This is a genomic window from Streptomyces harbinensis (assembly GCF_900116145.1).
GTDB classification, from domain to species: Bacteria; Actinomycetota; Actinomycetes; order Streptomycetales; family Streptomycetaceae; genus Streptomyces; species Streptomyces carpaticus.
This window is the reverse complement of record NZ_FPAB01000005.1, coordinates 232267-245882: the sequence shown is the minus strand read 5'-3', so window position 1 is coordinate 245882 and position 13616 is coordinate 232267. Positions and strand designations below refer to the sequence as shown.

The following is a 13616-nucleotide window of genomic DNA, read 5'->3' as shown; positions in this document are numbered from 1 at the left end:
GTCAGGACTCCTTGTGGGAGAGCGCGCGGACGGTGCGCGACGGGCTGGGCCGGCCGAGGTGTGCGGCCAGCCAGTCACTGGTGGCGGCGAGTCGCCGCAGGTCGACGCCGGTGTCGATGCCAAGGCCCTGGAGCATCCACAGCAGGTCCTCGGTGGCGAGGTTGCCCGTGGCGCTCTTGGCGAACGGGCAGCCGCCGAGCCCCCCGGCGGAGGCGTCGACGGTGGTGACACCGTGCCGCAGGGCGGTGAGGGTGTTGGACAGCGCCTGGCCGTAGGTGTCGTGGAAGTGGACGGCCAGCTTTGTGGCCGGGATCCCGGCGTCCTTCAGCGCGCTGAGCAGGGAGGCCACATGGCCGGGGGTGGCCACCCCGATGGTGTCGCCGAGGCTGAGCTCGGCGCAGCCCAGCTCCAGCAGCCGCAGGGCGACCCGGACCACCCGGTCGGCCGGGACCCGGCCCTCCCAGGGGTCGCCGAAGCACATGGAGAGGTAGCCGCGCACCGGGACCTCGGCGCGCAGCGCGCGGCTCACCACCGGCTCGAAGAGGGTGAGGCTCTCGTCCACGGTGCGGTTGAGGTTGGCGCGGGCGAAGGACTCGGTGACGCTGGCGAACACGGCGACCTCGCGGACGCCGAGGGCGAGCGCCCGCTCCAGGCCGCGCTCGTTGGGGACCAGGACCGGCAGCCGCACCCCGCGCTCGCCGAGGTCGCCGAGCAGTGGCATCAGCTCGGCGGCGTCGGCGAGCTGGGGCACCAGGTCGGGGCGGACGAAGCTGGTGGCCTCGATGGTGGTGAGCCCGGCGTCGGCCAGCCGGTGGATGAACTCCGCCTTGACGGCGACCGGCACCCGGGACGGCTCGTTCTGCAAGCCGTCCCGGGGGCCCACCTCGTGGATACGGACCCGGGGCGGCAGCGCGTCGTCGCGGAACCGCATGGGGAGTTCGCCGGTCACACGGCCTCCTCGTCCTGGTGGGCGGCGACCTGGGCCAGCACCTGGTCCATGGCGACGGTGGTGCCGGGGGTGACGTCCAGGGTGGTGACGGTGCCGGCGTGCGGGGCGGTGATCAGGTGTTCCATCTTCATGGCCTCGACCACCAGCAGGCTCTGCCCGGCGGTGACCTCGTCGCCGACGGCGGCCTTGACCACGGTGACGGTGCCGGGCATGGGGGCGGTGAGGGTGTCGGTGCCGGCTTCGGCGGCGGTGCCGCCGGCCCCGGCCAGGGCGTCGTGGGCGCGCAGCTGCCAGGTGTCGCCGTCCCGGCCCAGCCACAGTCCGTCGGGCGGCTCCGGCGCCCAGGCGAAGTGATACGTGTACCCCGCGTACTCCACGTGAACGTCACCGGACCCGGACCCGGGCCCGGACCCGCCGCCGGTCAGCAGCCGCGCGGGCACCGGGTCGCCGTCCCCGATCCGCGCCTCGCCGGGCCGCACCCACGCCGTGACGGCCTCCCGCCCCGGCACCCGCAGCGGGTACGCGGTCCAGGCCGGCTCGTCGCCCAGACGCCACCCGGAGGGCACCGCGAACGGGTCGATCCAGCCGGTGGCCGGGTCGGCGGCCGGCTCCAGCGCGGCGTGCCGCAGCAGCGCCGCCGCCGCGTACACCTCGTCCGGCACCTGCCGGGGCACCAGCTCCGGGGCCGCCGCGTCCACCAGGCCGGTGTCCAGTTCCCCGGCCGCGACCCGCTCGTGGGCCAGCAGCCGGCGCAGGAACCCGGCGTTGGTGTCCACCCCCAGCACCACCGTCTCCCCCAGCGCCGCGCGCAGCCGGCGCAGCGCAGTGGGCCGGTCGGGGCCGTACGCGACGATCTTGGCGAGCAGCGGGTCGTACGCGGTGCCCACCTCGTCGCCGCCGGGGCCGCCCGACAGCCCGGAGTCGACGCGTACCCCCTCCCCCGAGGGCTCGCGCAGCACGTGGACCCGGCCGGCCGAGGGCAGGAAGTCCACCCGGGAGCCGTCCTCCGCGACCCGCGCGGTCTCCGCGCACAGCCGGGCCTCCACGGCGTGCCCGGTCAGCGCGACCGCGTCCTGGCGCAGCGGCAGCGGCTGCCCGGCGGCGATCCGCAGCTGCCACTCCACCAGGTCGAGCCCGGTGACGAGTTCGGTGACCGGGTGTTCGACCTGGAGCCGGGTGTTCATCTCCATGAAGCAGTACGCGCCCGGGTCGGCGCCGGGGACGATGAACTCCACCGTGCCGGCGCCCCGGTAGCCGCAGGAGCGGGCGGCGGCGACGGCGGCCTCGCCCATCGCGGCGCGGGTGGCGGCGTCCAGCAGCGGGCTGGGCGCCTCCTCGACGATCTTCTGGTGCCGGCGCTGGAGGGAGCACTCGCGCTCGCCGAGGTGCAGGACGGTGCCGTGCCCGTCGGCCAGCACCTGGATCTCGATGTGCCGGGGAGCCTCGATCCACCGCTCCACCAGCAGCGTGTCGTCGCCGAAGGCGGCCAGCGCCTGGCGCCGGGCGGCGGCGATCTCCTCCTCCAGGGCGGCTTCCTCGCGCACCAGCCGCATGCCCTTGCCGCCGCCGCCCGCCGAGGGCTTGAGCAGCACCGGCATGCCCAGCTTGCGGGCCTCGGCGGCCAGTTCGGCGCCGGAGGCGCCCGGGACCACCGGCACCCCGGCCGCCGCCACCGTCTCCTTGGCGCGGATCTTGTCGCCCATCAGCGCGATGGCGTCGGCGGGCGGGCCGACGAAGGTGAGTCCCGCGCCGGTCACCGCGCGGGCGAAGGCGGCGTTCTCGGCGAGGAAGCCGTAGCCGGGGTGCACGGCGGCGGCCCCGGTGCGGCGGGCGGCGTCCAGCAGCGCCTCCACCGACAGATAGCTGTCGGCGGCCGGCGCGGGCCCGATCCGTACCGCCGCGTCCGCCTCGCGCACATGCCGGGCGCCGGCGTCCGCGTCGCTGTACACGGCGACGGCGCGGATGCCGAGCCGGCGCAGGGTGCGGATGATCCGTACCGCGATCTCGCCCCGGTTGGCGACGAGCACACTGTCCATCAGCGCGTTCACTGCTGCTCCTCCACTCACATCCGGAAGACGCCGTAGCCGGCTTCGCCCAGCGGCGCGCCCGCGCACACGGTGAGCGCGAGACCGAGCACCGTACGGGTCTGGAGCGGGTCGATGACCCCGTCGTCCCAGAGCCGGGCGGTGGCGTAGTACGCGTTGCCCTGGGCCTCGTAGCCGGCCCTGATGGGCTCCTTGAACGCCTCCTCCTCGGCGGCCGGCCACTCCTCGCCCCGCGCTGCCAGCTGGTCGCGTTTGACGGTGGCCAGCACGGAGGCGGCCTGTTCGCCGCCCATCACGGAGATCTTGGCGCCGGGCCACATCCACAGGAACCGGGGGCCGTACGCCCGGCCGCACATCGAGTAGTTGCCCGCGCCGTAGCTGCCGCCGATGACGACGGTGAGCTTGGGGACGCGGGCGCAGGAGACGGCGGTGACCATCTTGGCGCCGTGCTTGGCGATGCCGCCCGCCTCGTAGTCGCGGCCGACCATGAAGCCGGAGATGTTCTGGAGGAAGAGCAGCGGGATGCCGCGCTGGTCGCACAGCTCGATGAAGTGGGCGCCCTTCTGGGCGGACTCGGAGAAGAGGATGCCGTTGTTGGCGACGACGCCGACCGGGTGGCCGTGGATGCGGGCGAATCCGGTGACCAGGGTGGGCCCGTAGCGTTCCTTGAACTCGTGGAAGCGGGAGCCGTCCACCAGCCGGGCGATGACCTCGCGCACGTCGTAGGGGGTACGGGGGTCGGCGGGCACCACGCCGTACAGCCCGGCCTCGTCGGCGGCGGGCGGCTCGGGAGCGGTGACCTCCCAGGGCGGGGCGGGCGCGGCGGGCAGGGTGGCGACGATGTCGCGGACGATGCGCAGCGCGTGCGCGTCGTTGTCGGCGAGGTGGTCGGTGACGCCGGAGGTCCTGGTGTGGACGTCGCCGCCGCCCAGTTCCTCGGCGGTGACGACCTCGCCGGTGGCGGCCTTCACCAGCGGCGGGCCGCCGAGGAAGATGGTGCCCTGGTCGCGGACGATGACGGCCTCGTCGCTCATGGCGGGGACATAGGCGCCGCCGGCGGTGCAGGAGCCGAGGACGGCGGCGATCTGCGGGATGCCGGCGGCGGAGAGCCGGGCCTGGTGGTAGAAGATCCGGCCGAAGTGGTCGCGGTCGGGGAACACCTCGTCCTGGAGGGGCAGGAACGCGCCGCCGGAGTCGACCAGGTACAGGCAGGGCAGCCGGTTCTCCAGGGCGATCTCCTGGGCGCGCAGATGCTTCTTGACGGTCATCGGGAAGTACGCGCCGCCCTTGACGGTGGCGTCGTTGGCGACGATGACGGTCTGCCGGCCGCTGACCCGGCCGATGCCGGCGATCACCCCGGCGGCCGGGGCCTGGCCGTCGTACATGCCGTCGGCGGCGAGCGGCGCCAGTTCCAGGAAGGGCGAGCCGGGGTCGAGGAGGGCGTCGACCCGCTCGCGTGGCAGCAGCTTGCCGCGGGCGGTGTGCCGGGCGCGGGCGCGGGCGCCGCCGCCGAGCCGGGCGGCGGCGAGTTTCTCGCGCAGCCGGGCGGCCAGCTCCCGGTGGGCGGCCTCGTTGGCGCGGTACGCCGCCGAGGCGGGGTCGGCGGCGCTGCGGAGCACCGGGGCCTGGGCCTGCCGGACGTTCACTCGGCCTCCCTTACCAGCTGTGCGGAATGGTGTGCCGAGCGTCAGGTTAACGCTCGCTAACCGGGCTGTCTACAATCGGTTCATGAACACGCATGCCGGCACCCGCAGAGAACAGATCCTGCGCGAGGCGTCCCGGCTCTTCGCCGAGCACGGTTTCCTCGGCATCGGGGTCGACCAGATAGGAGCGGCGGTCGGCATCAGCGGGCCGGCGCTGTACCGGCACTTCGCGGGCAAGGAGGCGATGCTCACCGAGTTGCTGGTGGGCATCAGCAGCCGGCTGCGGGACGGCGGCCGGCAGCGGGTGACCGAGGCCAGGGCGGCGGGGCTCGCCCCGGAGGCCGCGCTGGACGCCCTGATCGCCGGGCACATCGACTTCGCGCTGGACGACCGGGCGCTGATCGTCCTGCACGACCGCGAGCTGAACCGGGTGCCGGAGGCCGACCGCAAACAGGTGCGGCAGTTGCAGCGGCAGTACGTGGAGCTGTGGGTGGAGGTCGTCCGCGAGGTGCACCCCGGGCTCGCCGAGCGGCAGGCGCGGGCGGCCGTGCACGCCGTGTTCGGGCTGCTGAACTCCACCCCGCACCTGGTGCGCCCCGGCGCCGCGCAGGACCGCGAGGAGACGGCCGCACTGCTGCACCGGCTGGCCACCGGGGCCTTCGCGGCGGCGGGCGCGGCGGACGTACCGGCTTAGCCGCCGGTTCCGGCCCCGGCCGGCGGGCCGAGGAGTTCCAGGGAGAGCTCGCGGGCGGCGCCCGTGAGCTCCTCGTCCGTCACATCCAGGCCGCGCCCCGCCATCAGGCACATCTGAACGCTGAGCAGCGCCATCCGGGTACGCAGCTGCTCCGCCACCGGGGCGTCCGGGTCGGTGATGACGTCCAGCAGCACCTGGAACCGTTCGAAGGCGCCCTCCCGGCGCGGCTTCAGCTCGCGCAGCACATGCTGGTTGGTCATCGCGAACCGGAACATCCGCACCCCCAGCTCGGTGCTCAGCGCGATCCAGCGCTCGACGACCTCCCGGCGCAGATCCGGGCCCGGCGGCTGGCCGGCCGCCCAGTCGATGAGGTCGTCCACCGCGGCCATCTGCCGGCCGAACAGGGAGACGACGATGTCCTCCTTGTTCTTGAAGTGGTAGTACAGGGCGGCCTTGGTGATGTGCAGCCGCTCGGCGATCTCCCGCATCGAGGTGGACTCGTACCCCCGCTCCGTGAACAGGGCCAGCGCCACCTCCTGGATCCGCGCCTTGGTGTCCTGCCCCGAGCGGCGCCCCGCGCCTGCCATGACTACCGCCCTTCGCCGTTTCTTGACCCGGCCTTGCCCGAACGTCTGTTGCACACCCTATCGGCCTAAGCTAACTTACTGACCGACCGGTAAGTGATATACCAGCTGGACGGACCACCCTCATGGCCTCAGCCACGCCGCCCGATACCCCCGCAACACCCGCCTTCACTCCGCGTGAGATCACGCTCACCATGAGCGGTCTGATCATCGCCATGCTGCTGGCGATGCTCGACAACATGATCGTGGCCCCCGCGCTGCCCACCATCGTCGGCGACCTCGGCGGGCTGAACCATCTCGCCTGGGTCACCACCGGCTATCTGCTCGCCTCCACCGCCGCCACCCCGCTGTGGGGCAAGCTCGGCGACCTCTACGGCCGCCGGATCACCTTCCTGTCCGCGATCGGCATCTTCCTGCTCGCCTCCGTGCTGGCCGGCCTCGCGCAGGACATGGCCCAGCTGATCGCTTTCCGCGCGCTCCAGGGCCTGGGCGCCGGCGGGCTGATGGTCGGGGTCCTCGCCGTGATCGCCGAGATCGTCCCGCCGCGCGAACGCGGCAAGTACCAGGGCATGATGATGGCCGTGATGCCGGTCGCCATGATCGGCGGCCCGCTGGTCGGCGGCTTCATCACCGACCACCTCAGCTGGCGCTGGGCCTTCTACGTGAACCTGCCGCTCGGCCTGGTCACCCTGGTGGTCTGCTGGTACACCCTGGCCCGGCTGCCGCGCGGCGCCGCCGCCACCGGCGCGACCCGGCCCCGTATCGACTGGACCGGCGCGGCCCTGCTCACCACCTGGATCACCGCCCTGGTGCTCATCACCAGCTGGGGCGGCGCCGAGTACGCCTGGGCTTCACCGCAGATCCTGGGGCTCGCCGCGCTGACGGTGGCCGCCTTCGCCGCCTTCGTCCTGGTGGAGCGGCGGGCCGCCGAGCCGGTGATGCCGCTGTCGGTGTTCCGGTCCGCCAACTTCACCCTCGCCGGGGCGCTGGCCCTGGTGGTCGGGTTCGTGATGTTCGGCGGCGTGACGTTCCTGCCGCAGTACCAGCAATTCGTCCAGGGCTCCTCGGCCACCAACAGCGGACTGCTGCTGATGCCGATGATGATCGCCGCCATGGTAATGTCCCTGGCCGGCGGGCAGTTCATCAGCCGCACCGGCCGCTACCGCGCACTGCCGATCGCCGGCACCGCGATGCTGGTGCTGGCCCTCGCGCTGTTCGCCACCATCGACACCGGCACCTCCAGGACCGTCACCGCCGGCTACATGGTGCTGCTCGGCCTCGGCATGGGCTGCCTGATGCAGACCACCACCCTGATCGCCCAGAACAGCGCCCCCGCCCGGGACATCGGCGCGGCCACCGGCGCCGTGACGTTCCTGCGCAACATGGGCGGCTCGCTCGGCGTCTCGCTGCTGGGCGCGCTGTACACCTCGCACGTCACCCGCGAGGCGGGCGAACTGGGCGGCGACGTCACCCAGATGACGCCCGAACTGCTGAAGTCCCTGCCGGAGCGGGCCCGGGAGATCTTCCAGGAGGCGGTGACCGGCGGGGTGATCACCACCTTCTGGTGGGCGGGCGCGGTCGCGGCGGCCGGGTTCGTGCTGGCCTGGTTCATCCGCCAGGTGCCGCTGCGCGGTTACGACGAGCCGGCGCCGAGGAAGTCCCGCACCAGCGGGGAGGCGATGGCGGAGAACTCCTCGAAGTAGGCGTGCCGCGCCCCGTCGATCAGCTCGACCCGGCCCCCCGGGATCCGGCCGGCGATGGGGGCACCTCCCGGACGAAGTCTGGGGGAGGGGCGTTGGCCGCCGGGTTGAACCGGTCGGCGGTGCCGTGCACCACCAGGGTGCGGGCGGTGATCGACGGCAGTGCCTCCCAGGCGTCGTGGCCGTTGCTGGCCAGCAGATGCCGCCGCCGCGCGAAGCCGGGCATGGCCCGGTCGCCGAGCGTCGCGTACGGACCGGGGTGCCGGGCCGTCCACTCCGGGGTGTACATCAGGTCGATGAGCGCGCGCCGGATCTCGGCGGGCGTGCCCTGCGCGAGGGAACGCCGCACGTCGTTGCCGCGCTCCACGGCGAACGGACCGCCCGGCGAGGTGCAGCCCAGCACGAGGGCGCGCACCCGCTCCGGGTACGCCGCCGCCAGCCTCCCCCAGACTTCGTCCGGGAGGTGCCCCCAGGGCGCACCCGGCCACCCATCGACGTCCCGTACACGTGGGCCCGTTCGATGCCGAGCGCGTCCAGTACGGCGATCACATCGTCCGCGAAACCCCGGGTGCTGTACGGCACATCGGGCTTGTCGCTGTCCCCGGTCCCCCGCCAGTCGAGGGTGACGGTACGGTACGCGGCGGCGAAGTCCGCGCGCACCGGGTCCCACCACCCATGGCTGTTGGACTGCCCGGCGAGCAGCACCAGCGGCTCCCCGGCGCCGGACACCTGATACGCGATCGGGACCTCGTCTGCGGCAACGGCGAACTCACCCACCCCGCCATTCTCCGCGACCACCGGCCGGGCCCCGCCACCGCCCCGGTGGGACCGGGCGGCGGCGGGGCCGTCAGGCCGTCAGTTCCTGGCGCAGGGCCTCCCGGAGGCGGGAGGCGCGGGCCGCGACCTCGGGTGGGCCCAGTTCCATCGCCCGGGTGCACCAGTTGCCGCCCGCGTCCAGGTCGCCGCGGCGGGACGCCAGCAGCGCCAGCCGCAGGGCCGCCCGGCCGTGGCCGGCCTCCGCCGCCCGCGTCCACCACAGCGCCGCCTCCGGCTCGCTGCCCTCCCGGGCCAGCAGCAGGCCCAGGTTGAACGCGCCGTTGCGGCTGCCGGCCTCCGCCGCCGCCCGGTACCAGCGGGCCGCCGTGACCACGTCGCCCCGGGCCGCCGCGCACATCCCCAGCCGCACCTGGGCCCGCCGGTGACCGCGCTCGGCCGCCCGCTCGTACCACCGCTCGTGCTCGGGCTCCGCGTCCGCCGCCTCGCCCGGCTCGCCGGCCGTGGCCGGCTCCGCCCCGGCCTCGCCGGAGCGCAGCGCCCGCCGCTCCAGCAGCACCGCGAGCCGGAACGCGCCCTCGACGCTGCCGCCGTCCGCCGCCACCCGCAACTGCTCCTCCGCGCGGTGCAGATCGGCCTCGCCGGAGCCGGGCCGCAGCAGCCCGACCGCGATCTGGAGCGCCGCCTCCGCGTGCCCGGCCGCCGCCGCCTGCTCGTACCAGCGCCGCGCCAGGCCCGCCTCACCGCGCCCGGCGTGCAGGATGCCCAGGTTGAAGGCCGCGTCCACGCTGCCCGCCTCGGCCGCCTTGGAGAACCACGGCTCGGCGCCGGAGGCGTCGCCGCGCTGGAGCAGCAGCACCGCCAGCGCGTTGGCCGCCTCGCGGTGCCCGGCGTACGCGGCACGGCGGTACCACTGCTCGGCCTGCGCCATCCGGCCGGCCTCCACGCTCAGCAGCGCCAGGTTGAACGCGCCGTTCATGTCGCCGGCCTCGACCGCCGCCCGGTACCAGCGCTGCGCCTCCTGCCGCTCGCCGCGCTCGGCGTGCAGCGCGCCCAGCGCGTTGGCCGCCGGGCCGTCGCCGTCCCGCGCGGCCCGCCGCCACCACTGCTCGGCGCCGTCCGCCTCCCCGGCGTCCCGCAGCAGGAACCCCAGCGCGGCGGCGGCCTTGGCCTCGCCCGCCTCGGCGGCGGCCTGGTACCAGTGGCTCGCCTCGCCGAGCGCGCCATCGGCCTCCAGCAGCGCGCCCAGCCGCAGCGCGGCCCGCCGGTGCCCGCGCGCCGCCGCCTGCCGGAACCACGGCTCGGCCGCCTTCCCGCCGTCGGCGACCGCCAGCAGTTCGGCGTAGCGGTACGCGCCCTCCCGGTGCCCGCGCTCGGCGGCCGTCCGGAACCAGCGCTCGGCCTCCGCCACCCCCCGGTGGTCCAGCAGCGCGGCCAGCGCGTACGCGCCCGAGGCATGGCCGCTCTCGGCCGCCTGGCGCAGCCAGAACTCGGCGGCCGTCTCGTCGCCGCGCTCCCGGTGCAGCCGGCCGAGCGCGTGGGCGGCCGGGGCCGAGCCGGCGACCGCGGCGATCCGCCACCACTCGGCGGCCTCGTCCATCCGTCCCGACTGGGAGAGCAGCACGCCGAGGTTGTTCGCGGCGGAACGCTCCCCCTCCGCCGCCGCGGCCCGCAGGCGCGGCTCGGCGGTTTCCAGATCGCCCAAGCGCAGCAGCCGCGCGCCTTCCAGCGCGGCCGCATGGCTGCTCTCGAACCCTGCCTTGTCCCCCATAAGGTCCATAATCGCACCACCTGAAACCTGCGTACACCTGGTATACCGCAGCCAGTGAAGTCACTTGAGCGTTTTGTCGACTTCCCGATATGGATACATCCAAACGCCGCAGCAGGTGTGGAGTTGATGCCGAATCGGATGCTTCGGTCCGTCGTCACGCAGTATGCCGTCGTCCACTGACAGAACAGCCGCAGCGACACAGCGAGTTGACCAGGAACGGAAGAAGCCGGGACGCTTCGCGCGCGCCCACCGCCACCGGGCGCGCGCCGGTGCGCGCGCACACGACGAAGAGGGCCCGGAACCTGACTGGTTCCGGGCCCTCACGCAGTAGCGGGGACAGGATTTGAACCTGCGACCTCTGGGTTATGAGCCCAGCGAGCTACCGAGCTGCTCCACCCCGCGCCGTGTTGGTGTTGCTTTGCCCCCTTGCGGGAACAAGTAGAACACTACCACGGGGTGGAGCCGCTCCTTACCCGTCGGCCGTCTCGCCGCCGTCCTGTTCCTCGTCCTCGTTGCGCGCGGCCGAGTCCGTGGACTGCAGCTCCGCCAGCTGGCTCAGCGCCTCCTCAAGACGCGCCTGCGCCTCGCCGTACGCCGCCCAGTCACCGTTCTGGAGCGCCGTCTGGCCCTCCTCGTAGGCGGTCTGGGCCTCCTGGACCAGCTCCTCGGCGGTGCCACCGCCCGGCGGAGTCGGCGGGGGCTCCTCGCCCTCCGGCGGCTCCTCGCCGTCCTCCGGCGGCGGTGAGGGCTCGGCGACCCCGAACACCACATCCAGCGCCGCGTCCAGCGTGTCCTCGAACGCGGTCTGCTCGCCGTAGGTCACCAGCACCTTCCGCAGCAGCGGGTAGTTGGTGCCGGCACCGCGCACGTACACCGGCTCGGCGTACAGCAGTCCGCCTTCCAGCGGCACGGTCAGCAGGTTGCCGTACTCGACCTCCGAGTCACCCCGGCTCAGCAGGTTGATCTCCTGGGCGATGACCGGATCGGAGTTGAACCGGGACTGCACCTGTTGCGGACCCCACACCGTGGTGTTCGACGGCAGGGTGAGGATTCTCATCGTCCCGTACTCGTCGCTTCTGGTGTCCGCGTCCACCGCCATGTACGCCGCGAGCGTGTCACGGCCGAGCGGCGTGAAGGTGGTGGTGAGCGAGAAGGTCTGCTCGTCCTGGTCGGGCATCTTCATGCTCAGGTAGTACGGCGGCACCGAGGTACCCCGGTGGGTCGGGTCGTCCGGCACCTGCCAGCGCTCCGAACCACTGTAGAACTGCGCCGCGCTGTCCACGTGGAAGCGCTGGAGCAGATCACGCTGCACCTTGAACAGGTCCTGCGGGTACCGCAGGTGGTCCATCAGCTGGTCGCTGATCTGGTCGCGCGCCTCCACGGTGCCCGGGAAGGACTTCATCCAGGTCTTCAGGACCGGGTCCTCGGTGTCCCACTCGTACATGGTGACTTCACCGTTGTACGCGTCGACCGTGGCCTTGACCGAGTTGCGGATGTAGTTGACCCGGTTCTCCTGGGCCACCACCTGGCCGCGCTCGTCCGTCAGCGAGGTCTCGGTGGCCTCGCCCAGCGTGGTGCGCGAGGAGTACGGGTAGCCGTTGGTCGTGGTGTACGCGTCCACGATCCACAGCACCCGGCCGTCCACGACCGCCGGATACGGGTCCCCGTCGATCGTCAGCCACGGCGCGACCGCCTGCACTCGCTCCTTCGGCGTGCGGTTGTACAGGATGCGCGAACCGTCGCCGATCGCCCCGGAGTAGAGGATCTGCGGCTCGCTCATCGTGAGGGCGTACGCGGCGCGCTTGAAGTAGTTGTCCAGCGGCACACCGGAGTCCCCGGTGTAGCTGTACTCGACCTCGCCCTCCTCACCGGCGTAGTCGATCTCCTGCTGCGGGCCGCCCACGATCGAGTACTGCGTGGTGTACTCGCCGTAGTAGATGCGCGGCTCGTACTCGCCGAGGTCGCCCTCCGGCGGCAGGTCCTGCTCGATGAAGGCCGGCTGGCCGTTGCTGAGCACGTCGGTGCCGCTGGCGGCCACCACACCGAAACCGTGGGTGTAGCGGAAGTGGTCGTTGATCCAGTTCCGCTCGGGAACGTTGTTGACGTTCATCTCGCGCAGACCGATGACGGTGTCCGTCTCGCCCTCGCCGTCGGCGCTCGGGTAGCGGTCCACGTCCAGGGTCGCCGGGAACTGGTAGTACCCGCGGACCTGCTGGATCTGCTGGAACGCCGGCGAGACCACGCTCGGGTCGAGCAGCCGGATGCTGGCCGTGGTGGACACCGCGCTGCGCAGCGTCTCCGGATCGGCGTCGCTGACCCCCGTGTAGTCCTGCAACTGGGCGTCGGCGATGTCGTACGCCTGCTTGGTGGCGTCCAGATGCTTCTGGATGTACGGCGTCTCCTTGGCCACCTCGTTCGGCTTCACCTGGAACTGCTGCACCAGCGCCGGGTACACGCCGCCGATCAGCACGGCGCACAGCACCAGCAGACCGAGGCCGAGCACCGGCAGCTGCCACACCCGGCGCCACAGGGTGGCGAAGAACAGCACCGCGCAGATGGCGGCGATGATCGTCAGGATGGTCTTGGCCGGGAGGTACGCGTTGGCGTCGACGTAGCGCAGGCCGGTCCAGCCGGTGTTGTCCCGCAGGTCACTGCTCTTGAGCGCCAGGCCGTACCGGTCGAACCAGTACGCGACCGCCTTGAGCGACACGAACAGGCCCAGCAGCACCGACAGGTGCCCGGTGGCCGCCGGGGTGATCCGGTTGCCCGGGGTGGTCACCCGCAGTCCGCCGTACAGGTAGTGCACCAGGGCGGCGGCGATCAGCGACACCACGACCACGGCGAAGCCGAAGCCAAGCAGGAACCGGTAGAACGGCAGGTCGAACGCGAAGAACGACACGTCCTTGTTGAACTGCGGGTCGGTGACCCCGAAGGACGTGCCGTTGACGTACTGGAGCCAGGTGCGCCACTGGCCCGACGCCGAGCCGCCCGCGATCAGACCGACCAGAAGGGCGACCCCGAGCAGCACCCACTTCTTGAAGGGGGCGATACTCATCCGGTAGCGGTCGAGGTTCTGCTGCTCCATCGACATCGCGCTCAGCGGCGGGCGCAGCCGGTGGGCCAGCCAGATGTTCAGCCCCACCGCCAGCGCCATCACCACACCGAAGACCGCGAACATCACGATCCGGGTGAAGAGCTGGGTGCGGAAGACGCTGGTGTAATCGACCGACCTGTACCACAGCCAGTCCGTCCAGAACCCCGCGAACATCGCGAAGAGAATGGCCAGACCGGCCAGGATGGCCGCGGTGATCAGCAGGCTCCGGGCGCCCCGGGACGGACGCCCTACGTTGAACCCCCGTCCCCCCGGACCTCGGGGGCCTCTGGGCCCGTTCGGACCGTTGGGGCGGCCCGAGCCCCGGTCCGGCATCTGGAAAGCCAAGGTGCGCACCTCAAAGA

The 13616-nt window shown here is 72.9% G+C and carries 9 protein-coding genes, 1 tRNA gene and 1 pseudogene; 2 read left to right on the top strand and 9 right to left on the bottom strand.

Annotated features, from left to right (window positions below):
- Position 1: 1 nt before the first annotated feature.
- Genes BM385_RS16075 through BM385_RS16065 form a run of 3 tightly spaced genes read right to left on the bottom strand, consistent with a single transcriptional unit; the run spans position 2 to position 4640 of the window.
- The gene (locus BM385_RS16075; protein ID WP_093843638.1) at positions 2 to 931 is read right to left on the bottom strand and encodes a hydroxymethylglutaryl-CoA lyase; all 930 of its coding nucleotides are present in this window, start codon (positions 929 to 931) and stop codon (positions 2 to 4) included.
- 14 nt (positions 932 to 945) lie between these two features.
- Complete coding sequence (locus BM385_RS16070) at positions 946 to 2988, bottom strand: acetyl/propionyl/methylcrotonyl-CoA carboxylase subunit alpha (RefSeq protein WP_093843637.1); 2043 nt, start codon at positions 2986 to 2988, stop codon at positions 946 to 948.
- Between the two features lie 23 nt (positions 2989 to 3011).
- Entirely contained in the window at positions 3012 to 4640 is a 1629-nt protein-coding gene (locus tag BM385_RS16065) for a carboxyl transferase domain-containing protein (protein WP_093843446.1), read from the bottom strand.
- Positions 4641 to 4722: 82 nt separating this feature from the next.
- Between BM385_RS16065 and BM385_RS16060 the strand changes: the two genes are divergently transcribed.
- The gene (locus tag BM385_RS16060) at positions 4723 to 5331 is read left to right on the top strand and encodes an SACE_7040 family transcriptional regulator (RefSeq protein ID WP_093843445.1); all 609 of its coding nucleotides are present in this window, start codon (positions 4723 to 4725) and stop codon (positions 5329 to 5331) included.
- Here BM385_RS16060 and BM385_RS16055 read toward each other — a convergent pair.
- Positions 5328 to 5918, bottom strand: a complete 591-nt coding sequence (locus BM385_RS16055) for a TetR/AcrR family transcriptional regulator (protein WP_019435656.1) — start codon at positions 5916 to 5918, stop codon at positions 5328 to 5330. The two genes, BM385_RS16060 and BM385_RS16055, sit on opposite strands and share 4 nt — an antisense overlap.
- Before the next feature lie 191 nt (positions 5919 to 6109).
- Between BM385_RS16055 and BM385_RS16050 the strand changes: the two genes are divergently transcribed.
- Entirely contained in the window at positions 6110 to 7618 is a 1509-nt protein-coding gene (locus tag BM385_RS16050) for an MDR family MFS transporter (RefSeq protein ID WP_093843444.1), read from the top strand.
- 19 nt (positions 7619 to 7637) lie between these two features.
- Here the strand turns inward: BM385_RS16050 and BM385_RS28385 are convergent, their stop codons facing one another.
- The 5 genes and pseudogenes from BM385_RS28385 to BM385_RS16030 form a co-directional block, all read right to left on the bottom strand.
- A complete protein-coding gene (locus BM385_RS28385; RefSeq protein ID WP_367889605.1) occupies positions 7638 to 8030 on the bottom strand; it encodes an alpha/beta fold hydrolase in 393 nt (130 codons plus the stop codon).
- A 122-nt stretch (positions 8031 to 8152) separates the two neighbouring features.
- Positions 8153 to 8275, bottom strand: a pseudogene (locus BM385_RS28380) (alpha/beta fold hydrolase); the annotation flags it as partial.
- 187 nt (positions 8276 to 8462) lie between these two features.
- Complete coding sequence (locus BM385_RS16040; RefSeq protein ID WP_093843443.1) at positions 8463 to 10160, bottom strand: tetratricopeptide repeat protein; 1698 nt, start codon at positions 10158 to 10160, stop codon at positions 8463 to 8465.
- 328 nt (positions 10161 to 10488) lie between these two features.
- Positions 10489 to 10562, bottom strand: a tRNA-Met gene (locus tag BM385_RS16035).
- 67 nt (positions 10563 to 10629) lie between these two features.
- Positions 10630 to 13587 carry a UPF0182 family membrane protein gene (locus BM385_RS16030; RefSeq protein ID WP_093843442.1) on the bottom strand — a complete coding sequence of 986 codons (2958 nt, stop codon included), beginning with the start codon at positions 13585 to 13587 and terminating at the stop codon, positions 10630 to 10632.
- Between the last annotated feature and the right edge of the window lie 29 nt (positions 13588 to 13616).